Origin of the sequence: Rhodococcus ruber (genome assembly GCF_027270735.1) — a bacterium.
Lineage (GTDB): Bacteria > Actinomycetota > Actinomycetes > Mycobacteriales > Mycobacteriaceae > Rhodococcoides > Rhodococcoides rubrum_A.
In genome coordinates, this window is sequence record NZ_JAPWIJ010000005.1 from 1 (window position 1) to 22,025 (window position 22,025).

Annotated in this window: 21 protein-coding genes and 1 pseudogene; 8 read left to right on the top strand and 14 right to left on the bottom strand. The window is 59.1% G+C overall.

The window, feature by feature from the left end; genetic code table 11:
* The 3 genes from mftC to mftA form a co-directional block, all read right to left on the bottom strand.
* On the bottom strand, positions 1-1,033 hold a 1,033-nt coding region (gene mftC / locus O4220_RS12430), incomplete at its 3' end, for a mycofactocin radical SAM maturase (protein WP_269604627.1).
* Between the two features lie 97 nt (positions 1,034-1,130).
* A complete protein-coding gene (gene mftB / locus O4220_RS12435; protein WP_269604629.1) occupies positions 1,131-1,415 on the bottom strand; it encodes a mycofactocin biosynthesis chaperone MftB in 285 nt (94 codons plus the stop codon).
* 2 nt (positions 1,416-1,417) lie between these two features.
* Positions 1,418-1,531, bottom strand: coding sequence for a mycofactocin precursor MftA (gene mftA / locus O4220_RS12440; protein WP_080730438.1), 114 nt, complete (start codon positions 1,529-1,531; stop codon positions 1,418-1,420).
* Between the two features lie 105 nt (positions 1,532-1,636).
* On the opposite strand from mftA, the gene mftR reads away from it, so the two are divergent.
* On the top strand, positions 1,637-2,290 hold the full coding sequence (gene mftR / locus O4220_RS12445; protein WP_269604633.1) for a mycofactocin system transcriptional regulator: 654 nt from the start codon (positions 1,637-1,639) through the stop codon (positions 2,288-2,290).
* A gap of 298 nt (positions 2,291-2,588) precedes the next feature.
* Here the strand turns inward: mftR and O4220_RS12450 are convergent, their stop codons facing one another.
* Positions 2,589-2,729 (bottom strand): hypothetical protein, encoded by a 141-nt coding sequence (locus O4220_RS12450; protein WP_269604636.1) that lies wholly within the window; start codon positions 2,727-2,729, stop codon positions 2,589-2,591.
* Here O4220_RS12450 and O4220_RS27910 point away from each other — a divergent pair.
* Positions 2,691-3,281: an SGNH/GDSL hydrolase family protein gene (locus tag O4220_RS27910; RefSeq protein WP_420030382.1), complete on the top strand. Its 591-nt coding sequence runs from the start codon at positions 2,691-2,693 to the stop codon at positions 3,279-3,281. The genes O4220_RS12450 and O4220_RS27910 overlap by 39 nt on opposite strands.
* An 8-nt stretch (positions 3,282-3,289) precedes the next feature.
* On the opposite strand, the gene O4220_RS12455 is transcribed toward O4220_RS27910, so the two are convergent.
* Both O4220_RS12455 and O4220_RS12460 read right to left on the bottom strand, forming a co-directional pair.
* Positions 3,290-4,252 carry a LysR family transcriptional regulator gene (locus tag O4220_RS12455; RefSeq protein ID WP_269604638.1) on the bottom strand — a complete coding sequence of 321 codons (963 nt, stop codon included), beginning with the start codon at positions 4,250-4,252 and terminating at the stop codon, positions 3,290-3,292.
* A 154-nt stretch (positions 4,253-4,406) separates the two neighbouring features.
* Positions 4,407-5,996 (bottom strand): PucR family transcriptional regulator, encoded by a 1,590-nt coding sequence (locus O4220_RS12460; protein ID WP_269604641.1) that lies wholly within the window; start codon positions 5,994-5,996, stop codon positions 4,407-4,409.
* A 341-nt stretch (positions 5,997-6,337) separates the two neighbouring features.
* On the opposite strand from O4220_RS12460, the gene O4220_RS12465 reads away from it, so the two are divergent.
* The 4 genes from O4220_RS12465 (at position 6,338) to O4220_RS12480 (ending at position 9,694) form a co-directional block, all read left to right on the top strand.
* Positions 6,338-7,180 carry an SDR family NAD(P)-dependent oxidoreductase gene (locus O4220_RS12465; RefSeq protein ID WP_269604643.1) on the top strand — a complete coding sequence of 281 codons (843 nt, stop codon included), beginning with the start codon at positions 6,338-6,340 and terminating at the stop codon, positions 7,178-7,180.
* The gene (locus O4220_RS12470) at positions 7,177-8,352 is read left to right on the top strand and encodes an NAD(P)/FAD-dependent oxidoreductase (RefSeq protein ID WP_269604645.1); all 1,176 of its coding nucleotides are present in this window, start codon (positions 7,177-7,179) and stop codon (positions 8,350-8,352) included. The genes O4220_RS12465 and O4220_RS12470 overlap by 4 nt, the downstream gene beginning before the upstream one ends.
* Positions 8,353-8,510: 158 nt before the next feature.
* Positions 8,511-9,242 carry an SDR family NAD(P)-dependent oxidoreductase gene (locus O4220_RS12475; protein WP_269604646.1) on the top strand — a complete coding sequence of 244 codons (732 nt, stop codon included), beginning with the start codon at positions 8,511-8,513 and terminating at the stop codon, positions 9,240-9,242.
* 50 nt (positions 9,243-9,292) lie between these two features.
* The gene (locus O4220_RS12480) at positions 9,293-9,694 is read left to right on the top strand and encodes a RidA family protein (RefSeq protein WP_269604647.1); all 402 of its coding nucleotides are present in this window, start codon (positions 9,293-9,295) and stop codon (positions 9,692-9,694) included.
* Positions 9,695-10,094: 400 nt separating this feature from the next.
* Here the strand turns inward: O4220_RS12480 and O4220_RS27915 are convergent, their stop codons facing one another.
* Genes O4220_RS27915 through O4220_RS12495 form a run of 5 tightly spaced genes read right to left on the bottom strand, consistent with a single transcriptional unit; the run spans position 10,095 to position 15,985 of the window.
* Positions 10,095-11,060, bottom strand: a complete 966-nt coding sequence (locus O4220_RS27915) for a PDR/VanB family oxidoreductase (protein WP_420030383.1) — start codon at positions 11,058-11,060, stop codon at positions 10,095-10,097.
* Positions 11,053-11,907: an MOSC domain-containing protein gene (locus tag O4220_RS27920; protein ID WP_420030384.1), complete on the bottom strand. Its 855-nt coding sequence runs from the start codon at positions 11,905-11,907 to the stop codon at positions 11,053-11,055. The genes O4220_RS27915 and O4220_RS27920 overlap by 8 nt, the downstream gene beginning before the upstream one ends.
* On the bottom strand, positions 11,897-13,804 hold the full coding sequence (locus tag O4220_RS12485) for an ABC transporter permease (RefSeq protein WP_269604648.1): 1,908 nt from the start codon (positions 13,802-13,804) through the stop codon (positions 11,897-11,899). Before O4220_RS12485 ends, O4220_RS27920 begins: the two co-directional genes overlap by 11 nt.
* A gap of 10 nt (positions 13,805-13,814) precedes the next feature.
* Positions 13,815-14,843 carry a glycine betaine ABC transporter substrate-binding protein gene (locus tag O4220_RS12490; protein ID WP_332112815.1) on the bottom strand — a complete coding sequence of 343 codons (1,029 nt, stop codon included), beginning with the start codon at positions 14,841-14,843 and terminating at the stop codon, positions 13,815-13,817.
* 11 nt (positions 14,844-14,854) lie between these two features.
* Positions 14,855-15,985, bottom strand: a complete 1,131-nt coding sequence (locus O4220_RS12495) for a quaternary amine ABC transporter ATP-binding protein (protein ID WP_269604650.1) — start codon at positions 15,983-15,985, stop codon at positions 14,855-14,857.
* Positions 15,986-16,341: 356 nt separating this feature from the next.
* Here O4220_RS12495 and O4220_RS12500 point away from each other — a divergent pair.
* Together O4220_RS12500 and O4220_RS27925 are read left to right on the top strand one after the other, a co-directional pair.
* A pseudogene (locus O4220_RS12500) lies at positions 16,342-17,118 on the top strand (transposase); the annotation flags it as partial.
* 8 nt (positions 17,119-17,126) lie between these two features.
* On the top strand, positions 17,127-17,336 hold the full coding sequence (locus O4220_RS27925; protein ID WP_420030393.1) for a RidA family protein: 210 nt from the start codon (positions 17,127-17,129) through the stop codon (positions 17,334-17,336).
* A gap of 131 nt (positions 17,337-17,467) precedes the next feature.
* Here the strand turns inward: O4220_RS27925 and O4220_RS12505 are convergent, their stop codons facing one another.
* From O4220_RS12505 to O4220_RS12515, 3 genes are read right to left on the bottom strand one after another with little or no spacing between them, the layout of a single operon-like run.
* Complete coding sequence (locus O4220_RS12505) at positions 17,468-18,466, bottom strand: Gfo/Idh/MocA family protein (RefSeq protein WP_269604651.1); 999 nt, start codon at positions 18,464-18,466, stop codon at positions 17,468-17,470.
* 31 nt (positions 18,467-18,497) lie between these two features.
* Complete coding sequence (locus O4220_RS12510) at positions 18,498-19,853, bottom strand: aminotransferase class III-fold pyridoxal phosphate-dependent enzyme (protein WP_269604652.1); 1,356 nt, start codon at positions 19,851-19,853, stop codon at positions 18,498-18,500.
* Between the two features lie 40 nt (positions 19,854-19,893).
* Positions 19,894-21,450, bottom strand: coding sequence for an aldehyde dehydrogenase family protein (locus O4220_RS12515; protein ID WP_269604653.1), 1,557 nt, complete (start codon positions 21,448-21,450; stop codon positions 19,894-19,896).
* Positions 21,451-22,025 lie beyond the last annotated feature (575 nt).

Consider the following 22,025-nt stretch of genomic DNA (forward strand, 5'->3'; position numbering starts at 1 on the left):
TCGCCGCCATGCACCCACCGCGGCACGAATCGAAATGCGCACACTTGGTGCATGCACCGGAGGTCTGCGGCGAGCGGAGTTCCTGGAACAATTCCGATGTCTGCCACACCGATTGGAAACCACCCATACCCGGCGATGTCTCGGTAGCAACAGTCGCATCGCGGACGATGTTGCCGGCGAGGAAGTTCTCGTGAATGGCGAACGGGCACGCGTAGACGTCGCCGATCGGGTCGATCAGACACACCACCCGTCCCGCACCGCACAGGTTCAAGCCCGGCAACGCGTCCCCGAAGGCAGAGAGGTGGAAGAACGAATCCCCCGTCAACACACCCTCACCGTTCGCGACGAGCCAGTTGTAGAGCTCACGCTGCTGGCCGGCCGTCGGGTGCAGATCGTCCCACACATCCGCACCGCGTCCCGACGGCCGCAACCGGGTGATCCGCAGTGTCGCAGCGTATTTGTCGGCCAACGCCTTGAAATCGTCGAGCTGCGACACGTTGTGGCGGGTGACGACGACGGAGATCTTCGCGTCCCGGAAGCCGGCCTCCTTGAGATTCTCCAGAGCGCGGCATGCCATGTCGAACGAACCCGGACCGCGCACCGCATCGTTGACCTCCGCCGTCGCGCCGTCGATGGAAATCTGCACATCGACGTAATCCGACGCCGCCAACCGCGCTGCGACCTTCTTGTCGATCTTGACCCCGTTGGTGGAGAACTTCACCCCCACCTGATGAGCAGTCGCGTAATCGACCAGCTCCCAGAAGTCCGACCGCACCGTCGGCTCACCGCCACCGATGTTGACGTAGAACACCTGCATCTTCTGCAACTCGTCGATGATCGACTTGCACTGCTCGGTACTGAGCTCACGCGGGTCGCGGCGACCCGACGAGCTCAGGCAGTGCACACACGACAGATTGCACGCGTAGGTCAACTCCCACGTCAAACAGATCGGCGCATCGAGACCGAGCTCGAATTGATCGACCAATCTGCCAACGGCAGGTGGCGGAAGGGGTCTATCCAATATGGAGGTCATGGGCAGTCCTATTTCAGGGTTTCGGAAGTGTGTCCGACGGGGCTGCGCCGAACAAGGCGCGATCGAACCGTCGAGGGCCCGTCGCGGCCGGAGGAAGTCAGAGCTTGGTGATCATCCGCGAGCCTGCAAGCGTGGCAAACGCTTTGGCGTACGGCGCAATCCCCGATTCCGGAATACCGGCGGCTGCGATCGCGGCACGCATGCTCGGGTGCTCGGGAAGCGATTCGATGATCGCTACGATCGTGCGGTTCTTCAGAAAGGAGAGCTTGCGTGTTCCGAAGTGGTAGAGCAGCGCCCCGAACGATTCGGGGCGCAGCGCCACCTGTGGGTGAAGTGCCCACGGCGCATCGAGATCGAGTGCGTCCTGCACTGCAGTGGTCATGATCAGTACACGCCGCACATGCCATCGATCGACACTTCCTCGACCAACGATTCTTCGACCAGATCGGATTCGACGACTGCCGTACCGACCACAGCGTTCTCGTTCTTCTTCGACATCGGAAACCTCCAGTGGTGGTTGATAGGCCACACTTGGAACTAACAGTGGCTCGAGTCATACAGTAATGGCACTCGGTGCATAAAGACAGAGTTTGGAGTAAAAAGATGGCGGAAAGCGTGAATCCTGAACACCGGACAGGTCGACGCCCCTCCACAACGCGGGGTGAATTGAGCGATCTGAGCATCGAACTGTTCGCCTCGAAAGGATTCGACGAGACCAGCATCGACGACATCGCGGACGCTGCAGGCATCGCACGCCGAACGTTCTTCCGGTACTTCCCCTCCAAGAATGCGGTTCCTTGGGGTGACTTCGACACTCAACTCACAGCACTCAGGAGTCATCTGGACGACCTACCCGAAAACATCGAACTCGCCGATGGACTCCGCTCAGCCCTTCTTCAATTCAACACATTTCCACCCGAAGAAACTGCTGTACACAGGAAGCGCATGGCCATGATTTTAGGGAACCCTGCGCTGCAGAGTTACTCGATGGTGATGTACGAAGGATGGCGACGCGTAATTGCCGAGTATGTTGCGTCGCGGACTGGCGCCGGCCCGGATGACCACTTCCCACGTACTGTCGGATGGATTGTCCTGGGGATTGCTATATCGGCATACGAACAGTGGCTCACCGAGCCGGGCGTCGAGCTGTCCACGCTACTGATCGATGCCACAGCCGTCCTGTACGAAGGACTCGACGGCCGGTCTCAGCAGACGCCGGATGCACCTTCCCGAACCGACGATTCGACCGAGGTGTGACAGCACTCCACTGATACGAAAGGTGCTGTGCGCGTGGAAAGCTCATGAGATGGAGGCAAGATGTGCCCATCCAGCTAGTAGTTTTCGGTGACAGCTTGAGCGACTCCGGCTCGTTCGGTCTCCGCTACACCACTCAACCAGGTGTTACCTGGGCCGAAATGGTGGCTAGCCGTTTGGAGTGCGACGTTGCACCGTATCTGGCGGCTCATTTGAGCAATGCCGCTGACGGATCGTCGACACTGTTCACCGTTCGCGGTGGATACAACTATGCGCAGGGTGGTGCGCGGATCAGTCAACCCTACTCACCCGACGCGGGATCGGACTCAGTCTTTCCCTGGTCCACTGCGAAGCAGATCGACACTTTCATGCACGCTGAGGGCGCGCCTTCTCCGATCATCAGGTGGTAGCGCTCTTCGCCGGAACGAACGACGTATCCCATCGCTACGACCGTGCAATCGATCCAGTCTTGGCCCAGACCTTGAGAGCGGATGTGGACCCGAATTTTGCGGTGCTCCAGGAAGAATCGGACCGGCTTCGTGAAGCAGCCTTGGATGCCGTCCGATTGGTCGAGCGCATGCGGGATGCGGGTGCCCGCAGAATACTGTTGTTCGAGGTCTACGACCTAGCTCTCGCTCCGTGGTTCGAGTCGAGCGCGTCTCGCCGGTACATCTCTACCTTGAGCTCATCGTTCAATCGCACTTTGCGACAATCGGTTCAGCACCTCGGAAGTTGTGTACGACTCGTCCGGCTGGCTTCTGCGGTAGACCGGTGGGCAAACCAGCCGATGAGTTACGGCCTCCAATTTGGACGCGCAGCCGATGCTTGCCGGGCTGGAGGTGAAAACTTTTGTAGCGCCGACGATCAAGTGTCAGCTACTGCTCATCAAGACTACCTCTTTGCCGGGTCCGTACATTTCACCACCGCCGGGCACCGCCTGATCGCCGAATACGTTTTCCGACACTATCTCGAAACGTGGGCAAACCGTGAATGAAAATTGCTTCAAGCCGGATTACATGGCAGAGCCGTGGCCGGTGCGGAAAGCTCAGAATTGCGGTCCGTCTTTCTGGATCTGGCCAAACGCACGGATGTTTGCGCGAACGCCTTCGCCAAGGGGTGAGGTCGTGCAGATGGCCATGCCACGGCGACAGGAATGGTTTCTGCATCCATCAATGGAATGTATTTGATGCCGGGGTGCACATACAGTCGGCTGGTCGACTCAGCGGTAACTCCGATCCCGCGTCCGAGTGCGATCGCTTCCAACCACTCCTCGAGGTTGTGCGTTCGTACCGTGGCACGGGTCTGCACACTGTCGGGCCACAGATCGGGGGTTGTCACCCCAGAAACGGTGTTGACGACAAGGGGATCACTCCTGATGTCGTCCAGACAAAGCGTAAGACGGGTCGCGAGAGGGTGTGTGGGATGGAGCGCGGCCACCCGCCGTTCCTCGAACAGGACGATGGATTCAAGAGCAGCGTGAGTCTGAGTACCCCGCAGGAAGGCAATGTGTGTTCGACCGTCCAGCACCCCCGCGTATGAGTCATCGCATTTTCGTGGCTCGACTTCTACACCAGGATGTAGTCGCTCGAATTCTCGGATGATCAGTGGCGTCAGTTCCAGCGCCGCTGACCAGGTGAAACCGACACGGAGCGTTGCATCCCCGCGGATAGACGCTATGGCCTCGTTAAATGAGAGCAGGGCATTGCGACAGAACGGCAGAAATTCGATACCACTTGGGGTCAGCTGAACACCATGGGTGGTTCGATCGAGAAGTCGGACCCCCAAGCGCCGTTCGAGCTGAGCGATGGAGCGACTCAAGGCGGGCTGGGTGATGTGGAGTAGTTCAGCAGCGCGGGTAAAACTCCGGGACTGCGCTACCGCGTGAAACATGCTCAGGTGGCGAATCTCGATGTCGCCGGCAGCAAGGCAGAGATTGAGTCTCTCTGTGTACACCGGAGCCAGCATGTCCGCATCCCTTCCGCACCCGTCAGGAGCCTTCCTCATCAGTGCTGATTGCTTCAGGCTAGGTGCTCCTTCGGCGGTTCGAGAAGGATCCATGTGTGGCACAGACGGCAACAGAACTATCCAACATGGGCAGTTCTGAGCAGGTTCGGCGCGTTCAGAAGTCGTAGTGTCGGTTCATCTGCGGCGCACGAACGATGCTCAGCGAGCGAACTGCAACATTGAGCCGGAGCCTCGTCTCGTGGTCTTCGAGGGACTTGCCCAGAATTCGTTCGATCTTTTCCAACCGGTAGTACAGCGAGCGTCGGTGTACGAATAGCTTTGCAGCAGCGTCGCTCTTGTTTCCGTCGCAGTCGAGATACACGGTGAGAGTCTCGAGCAAGCCCTTGTCGTTGGCTGTTTCGGCATCGAGCAACGGTCCGAGTTCCTCCTCGACGTACTGGTCGAGCTCCGGTCCGCTCGCCAGCGACACCAGGAGCCGGAGCAGGCCGAGATCGTCGAAGTACTGAATCGGCTGACGCGTCGATGCCGCGGCGCGTGCCTGATCGACAGCTGCCGGTAGTTCACTGGCCTGGGCTATCTTACTGAAGCCGATACACCGGTCTGGATCTCCCAGAAGTTCTGCGATTTCGTTGACTCCAGTAGCGTCCTTCAATGCGATAACGGCAAGAATCGACTGGCCCACATCGGCGATCACAGCGGGAAAGTTTCTGTCCCGCAACGCCGTAACAATTTCGGTCTGAACCTTGTCTGTCGAGCGCGTCTTCGATCCAATGTCCGCAACAATCAGGGACTTACCACGCAGGTCTTGGCCAATTTGCAGCGCGCGCTGAACGAATCCGGTTCCCGACAGGTCTCCTACCATCAGGCGGTTCACCAAGACGCCTTGGTGATGTGCAGACCGGACACGAGTAACTTTGGAATTCAACAGGCTGATGGCAATTGCCGACGCCGCGTGGTCGAGAGCGATGTGGTCCATGCGGTTGTCTACTTGCCCGAGTGCCGGCAGGTGCAACGCGCCCCACTCTGTGCCCTGCAGAACGATAGGAACTCTTCGACAGGCAGATTCGGGTGCCGCATCGGGCGAGTGGATGTCGACCGCGCGGCTGTGTGTTTGCCAGTCCGCGATGATGTCGCCTTGCGCACCTCGCTCGTCTCCGCCGTAGTAGGCCTGAATCTCGTGCGCGATGGACTCGAGAACTATCGGGCGGTTGAGCAGGCCTGCAAAATCGTGCACCAGGGCCACCGAATCAGCACCGGTCAACAGCCGTTCTATGAGAAACCGATTGATCTCGTCCGACCGTGCATATTGCTTGGTTGCGATGTCGGTCAGTTGCTGCAGGACCTGAGCCGATGCTTCGACGAACGGGATCTTTATCGGTAGCCCGATGATAGGCAGATTCAGCCTGTCGGCCTCCTCGACGACGGCATGGGGCACCTCGGTGAATGCACGCCCAGCGAGCTCGATCGCCAGTGCCGAGACGCCGACGTCAGCAAGCGCCGCGATGAATCGTCGCTGGTCGGTGGACGTCGAACCGATGCCCTGTCCCGAGGTGAGTAACAACTCTCCACCGCTGAGAAATTTCGCGATGTCGCTGCTTTCGCCCGAGTGGACCCACCGAACCAAGCGGTCGAGTCCCCCCTCTCCAGCGGCCAAGAAAGCCCCCGACCTCTGAAAGATCTCGAGTTCCAGGATGCTTGCCACCGACGCCGCCTGCCACATGCCGCTCCCGTAGATAGTCGACACAGGGCCCTCCTAGCAGTGACGCAAGCGCCCGGAATCGGATGATCGCTGTAGGCCGATCAACTCTCCGTGCCTACAGCGGTTGAAGTCCAAAGTACTGCCAGTCGACATCAGGTCGACGCGCCGCTCCAGAGATGTCTCCGAACCACCATAGACCGACCAGGTGTAGCCGAAGGTCGACCATGCACAGACGGCATAGCCTGTGCGTGATCGGCATTTCCACTCGAGCAGCGCAAGCCGTCACAATCGAAGTTCAGCAACCGCCCACCACACTGCGATCAGCAAGTCGCCTCTCACGGCGAAACGATGGTAGGGGTTTCGGCCTCGTAACGAAGGAGAACACCGTGCCCACTGACACCACCCCGCAACGCGGCTTCGGAGATTCCGATTGGAACACCATCCAGGCCCAGTACCCCGAGCTCGCCGGGAGAACGGCAGTTGTCACCGGTGCGGCACAAGGGCTGGGCGCGCAGTACGCCGAGGGCTTGGTCGCACGAGGAGTCAATGTTCTTGCCGTCGATGTCGCCGAGGAGACGCTGCGCAATCGGGTGGAGCTCATCTCCAACACTTACGTAGGCGGGGACAAGTCGTCGGGGAGAATCGTCGGCGATCGGCTCGACGTCACGGACCAGGCTGCCGCACGTCGAATTGCACAGTCTGCCTTCGACACATTCGGCAGTCTCGACTACTGGATCAACAATGCAGGGATCTTCCCCACAGCCGCTGCGGAGGACATCACGGACGATCAACTTGCACGCACTCTGGGAGTGAACGTGCACGGAGCATTGTTCGGTGCGCAGGCTGCAGCGCAGATCATGCGGGAGCACGGCGGTGGCGTGATCATCAACATGGGTTCTGTGGCCGCCAACCGCGCCCGCCTCAAACACGCCGACTACTGCGCAGCGAAGGCCGGAGTAGAACATCTCACTCGCTGTCTTGCGGTCGAATTCGGCCCTCTCGGTATTCGAGTCAACGGGATCGGGCCAGGTGACATCGACACCGATATGCTCCGAGACCTTCATGCAGACGAGCAGGCTCTCGAATCCGTGATGTCCGGCATTCCTCTCGGCAGGATCGGCTCTCCCCCAGAGGTACTGGGCGTACTGCTCTTCCTGCTCTCGGACGGGGCGCGCTACGTGACGGGACATGTCGTGTCGGTCGACGGCGGATCGAGGCTCGTCCGATGACGGCCGATGACCGTCGAATTGTCGTTATCGGTGCAGGAGTCGTCGGCTTGAGCGTCGGATACAGCTTGACGAGGCGAGGAGCAAAGAATGTCGTGATCACCGACCGCGATCACGTTGCCGCCGGTAGCTCGGCGCTGTCGGTGGGGATGGTCGAGACACAGTTTTTCGATCCCGTCGACGTGCATGCCCGGGTGATCGGTCGCGAGATGATCGATCGGTTGGTCGTCGAGCACGAGCTGCACTTCGTGCGCAACGGGTTCTTGCGGCCGACGACCAAGAACGAACACGTGGAACTATTCGAACGCAGCGTGAAGGTGCAGCGTGATTTCGGCGTCGAGGATGCCCGGGTTCTGACCGCACGGGAAGTCGCCGACGTCGCCCCGCCTGTCGATGTCAGCAATGTGGTTGCTGGACTGTGGCGGCCGAGCGATGGATACCTCGATGGCTACCTCTACGCATCTCTCCTCGCTCGTTTGACAACATCCTCGGGCGGCAAACTTGCTCAGCAGCACCGGCTGGTTGGGGCCGAAAAGAGCTCCGCCGGGTCCTGGCGACTGAGCTTCGACGGAAAACCCACTATGGAAGCCGACGTCGTCGTCAATGCAGCCGGCCCATGGGCAGACTCCGTCGCCGAAATACTCGGCTCGTCAGTCGAGGTCAAACCCGAGCGGCACCAAGCGGTCACGATCGAGCTCGGCAGTGCACCGGATTGGCGGCTCCCGTGCGTCGTCGAATACGTTCCCGGCTCGAGCGAGGACGGGCTGTCACTTCGGCACGAAGGCACGCATCAGCTGTTCGCATGCTTGCACAACGAGCGGTCGGTGTACCCGCGCACCGATCCCACGGAGTGCAATCCTCGAGCCGACGAGGCATTCATCGAGGCCATCGCCGAGCTGGTCATGGATCGGTATCCCAGTCTCGACGAATGCGGGCTGGGACACGGCTGGGCCGGCCTCTATCCGATGACACCGGATGGATATCCGATCGTCGGTAGTGCCTCCGGCGATCCGTCGCTGGTGCACGTGGTCGGCGGGGGCGGCAGCGGCATTCAGTTGTCGACTGCCATGGGCGAGGTGGGCGCGGACTGGATCCTCGACGGAAAGTCCAACCTCCTGACGAACGGTGAGCGGTGGCATCCAGAGCGAGCGTCTCTGGCATCGATCAGCAGCTGAACGCCGTCTTGGCACCCATGACAATCCAGTACGTCGATGAATCAGGGCTTCAGAGCAGTCGGACACAAAATACGAGCTCGACATCGTTGCTCCAATCGATGTCGGCGTGAGCAGATCAGGACGGCAGACATCCAATGAATGAGCATAAAGTCGCGCTTGTGACGGGCGGAGGAACCGGCATCGGTTACGCGTGTGCCCGAGCCCTGGCAGCAGAACACTTCACGGTAGTCATCGCCGGACGGCGCGAGGCTGTCCTGCAGGATGCGATCACTCGAATCCAGCATGAGCTGCCAGCGGCGGACGTCGCTGCGATTGCAGCAGACCTCGGAACCGCCGAGGGCCCTGCCGATTTGGTGGAAGCGGTGGCAGAGCAGTACGGCCGGATCGACGTTCTGGTGAATGCAGCGGGGACATGCAGTCCGGTGCCAACGGCGGAGATGACGGCTGCCACGTGGGACAGGATCGTGAACGTCGCGATGCGCGGTGCCGCGTTGTGCTCGGTCGCAGCGGCCCGACGCATGAGCCCCGGAAGTCGAATCGTCATGATCACATCGATCGACGAGGTCCAATCCGAACCCAATGTTGCACACTACTGTGCTGCGAAGGCCGGGCTCGGTGCATTTGCTCGTTCGTTTGCAGTCGACCTGTCCGGCTTGGGAATCAGCGTCAACAGCGTGGCACCGGGCTGGATCCGAACAGACGCAGCATCCGTGCGTCTCGACAGAGCCACCGAAGAATCCATGGCGCGTCTCAATCCGCTGGCACGCGCCGGTAGACCTGACGAAATCGCTTCGGTCGTAACCTATCTCGCCACGTTCGCGCCCGCCTATTTGACCGGCTCGACGATCACAGTCGATGGTGGACAGACCGTCATGGCAGCAATGCCATGACCTCGACAAAACCATTACTGACACCGTCATCTACGGAAAGCAAGAATCACATGCAAGATTCCCAGCGGCGGCAGATCAACAGTCCATCTGTCGCGGCACCCCGTGGGCACTTCAGCCACGCCGTCATCGCCCATGACACCATCTATGTCTCAGGCCTGCTTCCGTTCGACGAACAGGGTGTAGTCATAGCGCCCGGTGATGTCCGAGCCCAGACCCAGCGCATCTTCGAGATCCTCGAACGCATTCTCAACGAAGCCGGCGCTACCCTCGCGGACACTGTCCAACTCACCACATACGTCACCGACATCGAGCAACGCGCACCTGTCAACGACGTGCGAAAGCAGCTCTTCGGGCTGTGTAGGCCGGCCAGTACTTTGGTAGAGGTGAGCGCCTTGGCGGCCGCAGGCGCGGTCATCGAAATCGACGCTGTAGCAGTTCGTTCCCGGAGCTGACACTGCACCCAATAGACCGTATTCAGCGGCTGACGGTGAATACGGTCTCTTCGGTGCGGTGTCGTGGATGTTGACCCGCGGTAGGCTCACGCGATAGCCCCCACGATCTCTGGCTGTCGCGCTACTGGACGCGCTCCGACCGACCCCGAACCTGCTGATGCCCTGGCGGACAGGGGCACCGCGAGCGAGCCCAATCCGTCTTCACCGGTGGCCAGCGGAAGGGTCACCCCCTAGTGCAGTGTGCGGCGGATGCCTCATCACACGTACTTGGCAGCAGCTCGCACATGCCCGGATTATTTCGAGACCGCCCGCGCACCTTGAGACGGTCAGGCCGATCATTGCCGAGCTGAATTAAGTGAGCTGTAGGCATACACTCATCCAAGCTTTGATAATGCACAAGTCATTCAACGGGTTTGATCATTATTCGGTTGCTGCTACGCGACACACACACAGTCATCATCGTCTGTCTGTCTTTGTCATCCAGTACTACGTCGCGATGGTCGACTACACCCGAAACAACGCCGACGCAGCATGTGCCACAAGTGCCGGTGCGGCACGACATAGGGACATCGATTCCCCTTGCCGACAAGGCATCCAGTAAGGATTCGTTTGCCCCAACGTCGACCTCCGTCATAGTTGGTTCCCAGACTGCAGTGAACGGCACCGCAGAATCACCGATGGGTGGCACGCCCACGAAGTCCTCGAAGTGCACTCGCGAAGCACGCCAATGAGCAGTCGACCGGCGCACCGCTTCCAACACCGTAGGAGCTGCGCAGCAATATACGTGTTGATTCCCTGGATGCTCCAGAACTGTCCAAAGATCGAAGCGCTCCCTATTGTGGTCATCGGTGGTGTGCACAAGTACCTCTGCACCATCCCGAGAGTGAGATATCAACTCGCCGAGATACGGGGCACTAAGCCTGGAACGGGTCAAGTACACCAGCCGCACCGAGCTGCGCCCAGCTCTCGCAATCTCGTAGTACATCGACCGAATCGGGGTGATACCGATACCACCCGCGATCAGAAGATACTCGGGTGCTGGCTCAAACGGAAATGTGTCCACTGCGGCCGATATCTGCATCGTCATCCCGGCCATCGTACTATGATGTAAGCTTCTGGAACCGCCTCTGCCCTCCGGTTCGAGGGCGACGGCAATGACGTAGTCGCCGTCATGGCCCGTCGGGCCCCGCGTTAGCGAATAGCTTCGACGTTCACCGCTCGGTGTGCGCACATCGATATGAGCACCCGGACCCGGCTCGGGATAATTTTGTGCGGATGGATCACGGAATCGCAGTTCCACAACGCCTTCTGCCACATCGCGTTTTCCTATCAGTAGCGCATCGACGAGTTCCGGATTGCTATTCATAGGAACGGTCGGCCCTTTTACACGTCACCCTGGACCTGTGCCCCGGATTCGTGACAGGCATACCCCGCCTAAGCTTGCCGGGAGTGAGAACGTTCGCGTACACACCGAATTCCGTGTTTCCGTAGTGCTGCATGAGCAGCCGAGGTAAAGGGATATCTCGAAGCGCAGTATCGGGGTTCACTTCAGTGACCGCACACCGAACAGTCTGCTGAATGCAGCGGACCGCAACGTCACCTATCGCGAACGTCGCACCCACCCATTCGCGTTCGACCCAGGGCTCGCCCATGTCAACGTAGACGTTTGCACGAAACCGTCGCGGGTCGATCGGTTGCCCAATCCTGGTCTCCAGTTCCCGCACCGATGCCATGTTTACGATATGGCACGCCCAGGTGTTTTCCCTGTTCTCCAGACCTGGCCAACCGAAGTTGTAGTGCGAACCCGCCCAGACCAACAACGGCCGGTCCCGTGCTTCCAAGTCAAGAACGTTCGCGAATAACTGAGTCGCTGATGCCAAGCCGGCTTCAGTATCGACCACGCAATCGAGCACGGTGCGTCCTTGCACCTGGACCACCAATCTGTTTGTGTATGGGTCTAATTCCGTAGTCACACCCGCAAGCCGCTCATGCATAAGCAAAGAGTACAGTTCACGAAAAGAATCCTCGGTCAGACGCCTTTTCTTGATACCTTGGAAGTTTCCGTCCCTTCGAGCTAGTGCAGCGACACGGTCGAACGGGAATCCCCGTTTCGTGACATATGTTTCATCGAGGCTCTGTCCAGTCAGACCTTTGATGGGATAGATAAATAAATCGATTACCGATCCGCCTCCCACATAGAGATCACTCGACATGTTCCGCTTGCTGCACTTTCCGCGTCAAACCGGTGAGGAGAAGCCCAAAGACCGTAGCGATAATCAACATACACAAACCGGCCTCCACACCGGTCCCGAGATCCACTTGAGCAAGCGCGACTAAAATCGTTCTGCCCAAACCGGGTGCACCGATAAACGCGGCTACAACAGTCATTGATAAGGCCATCATCACCGACTGATTGATACCCGTGAGAATCACCGGCGTACCAAGCGGAAACTTCACGGTACGCAAGCGCTGAAGGAAAGTTGCGCCGACAGAAGCCGACGCCTCGACTGGGCCGGGGTCGACTTCCCGCAGAGCTAGGCACGTCATACGGACGATGGGGGCAGCGATATACAAGATCGTCGCCATAATCCCGGGCACCGCGCCCGAACCTAGCACCACGACAGCTGGAATCACGAAAAGAAAAATTGGCAAAGTCTGAAGGGTATCGAGGATTGGCCTCAGGAATCGCTCGGTCGGCATGCTTGCACTGGCAAGAACACCCAACGGAAAGGCGATGACTAGTGTCATGGCAACTGCCACACCAGCGAGGGACACCGTTTCGGTCGCTTGCGTCCACAGTCCGAGGAATTGCACACTCGCAGTCAAACCCGCGATGCCGATCCCTCGAATAGCACCCAATAGCCACACGCCGGTAATACCCACCACCGCCACCACGACCAACCATGGCACTGCGTTGAGAACTGCGCCGGCCGGGTTGACGACGTACACTGTCATCGCGCTTTTCAGTGGGTCCAACACGACTCCGCCACTCACGTTGAGCCAGTCAACGACCACATCGACCTTCCCACGTAGCGAGAAATTCCACCACGTTGGAGCTCTGGAGAAGTCCGCAAAACGCAAAACCGGAATCGTCGAAATAACAATGGTCGCAATGATGATCGTTCCCGCTGTTACGAAAAATCTCTGCCTCCCGTGGACCATACCGGAACGTGTTGCAGTCGACGCACTCGTGGTCCGGTCCAGGACAACAGCGATCAGCACCAACGCAATTCCAGCATCGAGTGCGAGACCGAATTCCAGTCGACCCAAGCTTTGCCACACAGGATCCCCAAGGCCCGAAGCGCCGATCATTGCTGAGATGATGGACATCGCGATGGCTAGCATGATCGTTTGATTCAGGCCACTACGAATCGTCGGAAGCGCCAGTGGGAAAAGGACATCACGAAAAAGCTGCCAGCGAGTGGCTCCGATCGCCTGCGCAGCCTCGACCGGACCGGACGCTACAGATCGGATCCCGACGTCGGTCAAACGTGCCATTGGCGGTATCGCGTAGAGCACCGTGACAAGCACTGCAGCGGTATTGCCCGGACCGACCACGAGAACGACTGGGAGCAGGTATACGAATACCGGGATTGTCTGCATGGCGTCGATGAGTACCCGAATCGGTGCGCGCACCACACTAACCAAAGCGCTTGCGACGCCAATCAGAAAGCCAAGCACAGCTGCCGCCAAGACCGACAGGGCGACGAGGGCGAAGGTCTCTACAAGGTCAGTCCACAACGTGGTCGAAATTACCCACAGCAAGGCCGCTGCCGTCAACGCAGCCGTCCTCGGGCCAGCTAGCGACCACACGAGCATGATCAGCACAATGCACAGAAGCGGAGCCGGAACGAGTTGTAGCCAAAGTAGAAATCCGTCGAATAGTGCGCCGGTTAAGTCCATGAATGGCCGGTACAGCCACTCGCAATCATCGACGAACCAGTTCGTCGCACTTTCGATGGCAGCACCGAACGGAACATGCAGCGCCGGCTCAGGCAAGATCCAGACGAGTGCGAGTACGCACACAACGATCACGCTGGGCGCGAACTTGACCTGTGGGTGCCGAGAAGCGAGAGTCGGCGGTTTGGGCGGGATGGAGGTGATCGTCATAGCGGTCTCCTCAAACCGTCGTGGGGATCCACGACTGCCAAAGCGCGGTATTTGATTTCATCCACTCGTCGACCGCCTCCTCCACCGTCAATCCGTCACCGTCGATGCGCACAATGATGCTATTCAAGCTGTCGATCGGCAGTCCGTAGTTCTTCAGAAATTGTTCGGCGACGGGATGGTCCGAACCGAAACTGGCCGATGCGTAGATGTTCTGTGGTGCATTGTCCCAGCCACATGCACGGGTCGTCTCCCAGCATTCCGTGGTGAACGGCGGCAGGTCGATCAATGTCAGATCGTATTTCGATGTTATTAGATGCGGGCGCCAAATCAAGCCCAACATCGGTTCCCCGCGCTCCAGTGCTCGTGTCCATTCCGCTGCCAAAGCTGCTTCCGATCCAGCGAAGTCGACCTGGACATCGAGACCGAGATTTTTGACCCGATCCTGATCCCCGTACAATGGCTCCCACGCTGGATCTCCAGAGAGATAACGTGCCTTTCCTTCTGATTCGGATGTTGCGAACACTTCGACGCAATCGTTAAGTGCGCGCCAGTCCGGTAGGCCGGGACAAGATGGCTCGATACCGCGAGACGGATCACCCTTGATTACGTAAGTCGGTACGTACCAACCCTCTTCACCGTCATATCCGGTTGGCCCCACTTTTACGACGGTGCTCTGTTTAGTGACGAACTCGTCGATCTGGGCCTGCGCAGTCGGCGCCCAGGCCTCCATGTCGATGACGTTGTTTGCTCTGGACATCGCAGGAAAGACCGTGCTCGTATCGAAACTCTGTGTCGTGACATCGGCACCCATCATAGTCAACACCCGACGGGCGAGTTCAGCGTTGATCTGCTGGTTGGTCCAGTTCATCCTCGCCATCACTATGGAACCTTCGTCTGCGACCGCCGACCGCACAGCGTCATCGACCTCAGCACCACTGGTATCCGAGGTTGGTGGGTGCGCGCATGACGAAGCGAGCAAGGCTCCGCACAAGACAGTGCCAACAAGGATAAAATTGCGTATTGCGGGAAATTTCGGCATGTATTTGACCCTCAGACTTGGGATTCGGTCATGATTGCTCTTCGGGGGGCTGTCAGCTGAAGAGGTGAGTTCGATTGCATCGACGACAAGACATCTTCGGTATCCAAAACTCCGATTACTCGGTCACCGGCGACTACACCTACCTTGTTGTTCGGCGATGCGAGAAGAGGCTGAATGGCATCACAGATCAATGTGTTCGCGTCGATGGTGTGGGGCGTGTCCTCGCCGTGGTATGGGCGCATTATCCACTCGACAGAAAGCACCCGCTCCCGAGGGACATCGCGAACAAAATCCCGGACGTATTCGCTGGCAGGGGCACCCACGAGATCGGCGCCGGTTCCGATCTGAACCAATCGTCCTTCATGCATCACCGCGATCCGATCACCCAACCTGAGTGCCTCGTTCAAGTCATGAGTGATAAAGATGATCGTCTTCCCGACTTCTCTTTGCAGCCGTGCGACTTCGACCTGCATATCGCGACGGATCAGCGGGTCGAGAGCCGAGAACGGTTCGTCGAACAACAGCACATCAGGGTCACCTGCCAATGCACGACCGAGACCTACGCGCTGTTGCATCCCACCGGACAGCTCCGCAGGATAAGCGTTCTCGTATCCGCTCAGACCCACCAGGTCTATCATCTCGCGGGCTCGCGAGATCCGGCTCGCGGACGATTGACCCCTGATCTTCAATCCGTATGCGACGTTCTCGGCTACCGTCTTGTGAGGTAAGAGTCCGAAGTGTTGGAACACCATCGCAAAATCGTTCCGACGAAGATTACGGAGTTCGTTCTTGTCCATCCGTAGAATGTCCCGGCCCTTATAAGCGAGTCGCCCGGCGGTGGGTTCGATCAGGCGGGTAAGACATCTGATCAGGGTGGACTTTCCGGAACCCGAGAGACCCATAATAACAAAAACCTCACCGGGATCGACATCGAAGCTCACACCGTTTATCGCTGCCGTGCACCCGGTCTGTTCGCGAAGCTGCGCCTTGTCTAGATCGTGCAGCTCTGGTGTGCGCACAATCTGTTCGGGATTCGGCCCGAAGACCTTCCAGAGTTCCCTGACTTGCAGAGATGCTTGATCATGGTCGGCATATTGGCGAATCGGCCTTTGGTCGACCATCGCAGTTGTAGCGAAATCCATTCTGCTCCCTAGAGTTTTACGAACGGTAGACCCATCACGTCGAGCCGAAGCAGCTGCACATCGCGGACGCGCCTGCAGAGTCTGGAAGAATTTGGCAGCTCACTCAGCGTAAGTGACCGGCACCACACACTGCCTTGTCGATCTGTGGTGAAAGTAGCCGGAATCTCTCTCGGATTGCACATTGCACACAAGTTTCCCTATTTAATTGATCGGGTGTTGGAAGCACACGGCGCGGAGTATTCCTTCCAGACAGCCGCGGCGGAGGCGATCGCCAATCAGGTCGGAAGTCAGGAGACGGTGCGGCGCTGTGCCGTGCAAGCCCTGATCGATCCCGAGCCCGCTCGTAGACCACCACCATCACCGGCGACTTGACCTCGGCCGAGGCGATCAAAGTCTTGGCCCGCGGACATCAAAATCTGATCTGGTCCCGTAACCGGCAGACCAACGCGTTGCGCTCGTTCGTGCGCGAGTACTACCCCGCCGGACTCGAGGCCTTAGACAGTCTCCATCACGGCAACGCCGTCGCGGTGCTCTCGCGTGCCGCCTCGGCCCGCCAAAACATCTCACCTGGGCGCAGCGACAACCTGATCGATCCTGAAAAGAGTTGGGACACAACGTAATATAGAAACACGCGCTAAGCAATTCATGTTGTATTGCGTCCCGACCATCTCACGGCACCACCTCCGGTTGCCGCTGCGTTCGCCGCCATCACCCGCTCGGCGGTGGCGCTGATCGCGGAGTTGAACCGTCAGATCGTCGACCTCGAAGCCGAACTTACGCGCCATTTTGAATCACACCCGGACGCCGCTACCTACCTCTACCTGCCAAGAATCGGTGTCATCCTCGGCACCCGAATGCTCGGTGAATTCGGCGACGACGTCGACCGCTACACCAACGCCAAGTCCCGCAAGAATTACGCCGGGACGTCACCCCTGACAGTTGCGGCAGGCAAGAAGCGAGCCGTATTGGCTCGTCATATCCGCAACCGGTGGCTCTACGATGCTATCGACCAGTGGGCTTTCTGCGCCCTCAACCAAAGTCCGGGAGCTCGCACGTTCTACGACCAACACCGCGCTGCCGGAGACCTCCACCACCAAGCGCTCCACGCACCCGCCAACAGACATGTCGGGCTTCCGAACGCATTCTCAACGAAGCCGGCGCTACCCTCGCGGACACTGTCCAACTCACCACATACGTCACCGACATCGAGCAACGCGCACCTGTCAACGACGTGCGAAAGCAGCTCTTCGGGCTGTGTAGGCCGGCCAGTACTTTGGTAGAGGTGAGCGCCTTGGCGGCCGCAGGCGCGGTCATCGAAATCGACGCTGTCGCAGTTCGTTCCCGGACCTGAACCATTCGCACCCAAAAGACCCGAATTCTCCATCAGCCGAGGCTGATGGAGAATTCGGGTCTCGACGGCGATGTCGAGGGTGCTGATCGGCGGTCAGTTCGCGGCAGCCTCTACGATTCCTGGCTGTCGCGCTACTGGACGCGCTCCGACCGACCCGAACCTGCTGAAGTTCTGGCGGCCAGGGTCACTGCGAGCGAGGCCAATCCATCTTCACCGGTGGCCAGCGGAATACCGTATCCGCGGGCTGCCGAGGTGAAGCGGTGCAGGGCGTACTCGTAGATACCATGATGCTGCACATCTACCGTGTGTTCCCCACGGTCATCTACGAGCGTTACCGTTCCCACAGGTTGCTGTGTGAGAACGTCGGTGGCATGGATGCTTCCTCGAGTCCCGTGAATCGAAATTCCGGTTCCTCCGTGGGGGACGTTGAACGTGTCGATGATGTGGGCAAGGATTCCGTTCTTGAGCTTCAGTACGGCGACCATGCCCTGTTCCACCGGATAGTGACTATCAGCGATGGCCATGACCTCGACTATTTCTGAGCCGAAGATGTAGCGCAGAGTATCTGCGTCGTGCGCGACCAGATCGAAGGCGACACCGCCACCTGCCGAGGGGTCCTCCAGCCTCCAGCCACGAAGATTCGACGGAAGCTCGCACACGTGAGTCACTCCTGCATACAGAGGAGTCCCAATGGCTCCGTCGGCAACGAGGTTACGGATGCTCTGGATGGTGGCCGCGCCACGGAGGTGATGGTTCGTTCCCAGCACGACGTCTTCCTTGTTCGCCGTGTCCACCATCGATCGCGCATCACTGAGCGACATCGCCAGCGGTTTTTCACACAGCACGTGTTTCCCAGCTCGAATCGCTGCAATTGCCTGACTTGCGTGATGCTGATTGGTGGTGCTGATGTACACGGCGTCGACCAGATCGTCCTCGAGCAGATCATCCAGTGAGGTCGTCACTCTCGGTATGCCGAAACTCGCAGCAAACCGCTCCCCTCTTTCACGATCACTGCTGACCAGTATCGCGACATCCGAACCAGGCTGGCTGCGAATTGCGTCGATCATGAACTCACGAGCAATCGTGCTGGCACCCACAAGACCCCAGGACAAACCTTGTACATTTTTCATAGTCGACCTCACCGCCCAAAGTTCGCTTTTCTCAGGACAATTGCCCGACGGCTCCGCGCCGAGGTTTCGGAGACGAGGAGTCCTGCGCTACATCGATGTCGCTGAGAACCTCGGCGAAGACGTCCACCACAAGTCGAACGTCTTCCTCCGTATACGGTGCGATCGGGCCGAATGTTCTGCTGCTGATCGCCAGTCCTCGGTTCGTGACTCCCAGGCACATCAGGCGCCACAGATACTGATCCGCATCCGCAGCCACTCGCGCGTTCACCACTTCTTCGGACGTGAAGTGTATTCCACAGCAGGGTCCGTCACCTGTTACCTGAACATCGATATTCAGGGACGCAGACACATCTCGAATTCCTTTGCGGATGGCGTTTCCTTGTTCTCGTACCTGAACGAAAACCTCGTCGGTCGCAAGGTCGAAATTGGCAATAGCTGCCGCAATAGTCATCGGATTCTGGGCGTGGGTGTTCGAGGCGCTGATCGGCTGTTCCAAATGGTCGGCATTGCCGACCACCGCGGCCACCGGTAAGCCCCCGCCCAGCATCTTGCCCAAGACGGTGATGTCCGGTGGCGGTGTCAGGCCTAGGTATGCGCTGGCACCACCAGCGGAGAAACGACCACCGGCGATGACCTCGTCGAGGATGAAGGGCACACCGTTCTCGAGCGCAAGTGTGCGAAGTTCTTGGACGAAGTCGTTACGTTGATGTATGGCACCTGGAATAGTCATGATCGGCTCGACGATCACTGCTGCCAACTTTTTGCCGTACTTGTCGAAAGTCTGCCGCGCACTGATGAGATCGTTGTAGTCGATGTCGACTTGGTTCGTGGAAGCAGCTGACGGCAATCCACGCAGTGAGGATCCGCCCTGCAACAAGTAGTCGTTCTGTCCGTGGAATCCACCGGAGATCCGCATGATCAACTGATTACCGGTGATAGATCGAGCCAGTCGCAACGCATAGGTGTTGGCCTCGGAACCAGAAGGCGCGAAGATTACTCTCTCGGCACCAGGGACTCGCGCGCACAACCGTTCTGCGAACTCATCGCGGTTGGGTGACGGGTGCATCGCCCCTCCAGGCGCGCCGATCTGGTGGGTCGCTCGTGCGACCGCATCCGCAATATAAGCATTGCCGCGCCCGAACATCGACGCGTTCCAGCCCGCGTTGCAGTCCAACGAGCGATTTCCGTCGATGTCGGTGAACCACGCGCCAGAACCGGATTCGATGTACACCGGATGCGGCATGCCTGAACTGAATCGGGTGCGCTGCCCAGCGGCTATCGATCGCGCAGCAGCACGATCAGCTGACGCCGACGAACTGTGTTTGTCCTCGAACTCTGCGCGCCAGGAGGATTCCAGATCCTGTAGTGACGCATGGTTGATTGTCATATCGTGTAGCCCCTTGCGAAGGTGGAGAAGGACGGAGTGATCAGTCCGCGGAGATCACGGTGCGGCTCTGCTCGCGCAGATACTGCTGTAGGTAGTGCGGCCCGGCTGTTCCGCGGCCGGTGTTACCGGAATGCTTCCAACCACTGATCGGTTGACGGCCAGGCCATGCGCCCGTGGTCGAACCCGCACGTCGATTGACGTAGACCACCGAAGATTCGATCGTGGAAAGGAACTCAGCGATTTCTGCCTCGTCGGTGGTGAAGACCCCAGCAGTCAATCCGTAATCGGAGTCGTTGGCCTCAGCGATGGCTTCTTCGAGCGTCGAGACACTTTTGATCGCCACAATCGGCAAGAACAGCTCGTCTCGCCATGCACGGGCGTGGCTCGGAGCCTCGACCACAGTAGGTCTGACGTAGGTTCCACGGTTATATGGGGCGTCGGTGATGACAGTTCCGCCAGCGAGCACGACGCCACCGGCACCGACGATCTCATCGATCGCTGCGGTGAAGCGTTTCCCGGCGGCGGCATTGATGACCGGGCCGGTCGATACCGCTTCGGTACTCGGGTCGCCGACCGTCAAGGCTTCCGTCCTCTCGACCAGCTTCGCCTTGAGTGCGGCGTAGACCGACTCGTGCACGAACACCCGCGAACATGCGGAGCACTTCTGCCCGCTGTACCCGAACGCAGAACGAACGATCCCCTCTGCCGCCGCGTCCAGATCAGCCGACGCACCGACGATAGTGGGATTCTTGCCGCCCATTTCGGCAATAACAGGCTTGCTGTGGGGTGCGAGCGACGTAGCAATCGCGGACCCGACTGCGTATGAGCCAGTGAAGGTCACGCCTCCGAGCAATGGACTGCTCGTGATGGCGGCACCCACTTCGGCACCGCCTGTCAAGACCGTCAGTGCGTTCGGCGGCAATCCCTCGGCAATCAGCGCATCCCGCAACATCGTTGCCGCGAGCTGGCCGGCAGGCGAGGGCTTCACGATTACGGTGTTGCCGGTCACCAGTGCAGCTGCCGACGGTCCCGTCGCAAGTGCAAGTGGAAAGTTGAGTGGCGAGATGACAGCCCACACACCGTACGGCCGCATCACACTGACATTGGACTCGTTGTCCGCGTCAGCCGGCATCTCGGTGCGGTAACCCTTGGTGCGCTCGAATTCGTCGCAGTAGAGCCGTAGAAAGACGGGGGCCTCGTCGGCCTCTGCCAGGGCTTCCGCGGGTGTTTTTCCTGCTTCCAGCACGATTTGACCCGCTAACACGAACCGATCTCGTTCCAAACGGTCGGCTGTGCGACGGAGAATGTCGATACGCTCCGCCACATCGACCTTCGACCACAGAGGGAAAGCACCCGCTGCAGCGGTGAGCGCCCGCTGAGTCTGCTCGGCTGTAGCCCAACCGAACCGTCCGATCAGCAGAGTGTTGTCGATTGGAGACCACTCCTCGTGCCACTGTTCGACCTCTGCACAGACTTCGGTGCCGATGCGGACAGGATGGTCTTTCCCGAGCCCCGCGCGGGCCGCAGCAATTCCTTGTTCGAGTTCCGCGGCGTACGTAGCAGTTCCGTTGACCAGGCTGGCATATGTGACGGGCATGTTCATCCATTCAATTCGTGTTCTTGATTCGGAATTCAGGAGTTGTAGTGGTCGGTGCGTATCGCACACCGCATGGTGTCGGTCGATTGGTCCAGTTCTCTGAAAAGGGTTTGTCCTCAGATCCCCGTCCTATCCCGAATACGACGGATAATCGAGGATCTGCTGCCTACACGGCCCACACCTGTTCGCCTACGGATTCACATTTCGCAAGATCGGAGGTAGCCGCAAGTCCAAACCTGCAGTCCGAAAGTACGTTTGAGAACAGGAGCTTGAAATCGACTCTAACCCTGGTGGGCGCGGAACCTCAATCGGCAAGGTGTGCAGACCCGTGGGTCGACCATGCACGACGTGTGACGCGGCTAGCCGACCCGGACGCGCGCCTGGGAGCCTGGAGCGCCTTGCTACAACAAGTGTGGCGTGACGCGGCCGAATACCGTATCGGGGTTCGCTCAGGGAATCGCGGTCTTGCGGCTTTTGCGATGAACCATTGGTTGCACGGGGCCGCTTTACACCCCACCGTAGCGAATCGCTATGCATACTGATCGCAACTCCACATGGAAGACCCGCACTCCGAC

Bases quoted from the DNA above. Each gene is read 5' to 3' on its own strand.
- mftB (WP_269604629.1), bottom strand. From the start codon at position 1,415: ATGACCACTGCAGTGCAGGACGCACTCGATCTCGATGCGCCGTGGGCA.
- mftA (WP_080730438.1), bottom strand. From the start codon at position 1,531: ATGTCGAAGAAGAACGAGAACGCTGTGGTCGGTACGGCAGTCGTCGAA.
- mftR (WP_269604633.1), top strand. From the start codon at position 1,637: ATGGCGGAAAGCGTGAATCCTGAACACCGGACAGGTCGACGCCCCTCC.
- O4220_RS12450 (WP_269604636.1), bottom strand. From the start codon at position 2,729: ATGGGATACGTCGTTCGTTCCGGCGAAGAGCGCTACCACCTGATGATC.
- O4220_RS12455 (WP_269604638.1), bottom strand. From the start codon at position 4,252: ATGCTGGCTCCGGTGTACACAGAGAGACTCAATCTCTGCCTTGCTGCC.
- O4220_RS12470 (WP_269604645.1), top strand. From the start codon at position 7,177: ATGACGGCCGATGACCGTCGAATTGTCGTTATCGGTGCAGGAGTCGTC.
- O4220_RS12480 (WP_269604647.1), top strand. From the start codon at position 9,293: ATGCAAGATTCCCAGCGGCGGCAGATCAACAGTCCATCTGTCGCGGCA.
- O4220_RS27915 (WP_420030383.1), bottom strand. From the start codon at position 11,060: ATGAATAGCAATCCGGAACTCGTCGATGCGCTACTGATAGGAAAACGC.
- O4220_RS27920 (WP_420030384.1), bottom strand. From the start codon at position 11,907: ATGTCGAGTGATCTCTATGTGGGAGGCGGATCGGTAATCGATTTATTT.
- O4220_RS12485 (WP_269604648.1), bottom strand. From the start codon at position 13,804: ATGACGATCACCTCCATCCCGCCCAAACCGCCGACTCTCGCTTCTCGG.
- O4220_RS12490 (WP_332112815.1), bottom strand. From the start codon at position 14,843: ATGCCGAAATTTCCCGCAATACGCAATTTTATCCTTGTTGGCACTGTC.
- O4220_RS12495 (WP_269604650.1), bottom strand. From the start codon at position 15,985: ATGGATTTCGCTACAACTGCGATGGTCGACCAAAGGCCGATTCGCCAA.
- O4220_RS12505 (WP_269604651.1), bottom strand. From the start codon at position 18,466: ATGAAAAATGTACAAGGTTTGTCCTGGGGTCTTGTGGGTGCCAGCACG.
- O4220_RS12510 (WP_269604652.1), bottom strand. From the start codon at position 19,853: ATGACAATCAACCATGCGTCACTACAGGATCTGGAATCCTCCTGGCGC.
- O4220_RS12515 (WP_269604653.1), bottom strand. From the start codon at position 21,450: ATGCCCGTCACATATGCCAGCCTGGTCAACGGAACTGCTACGTACGCC.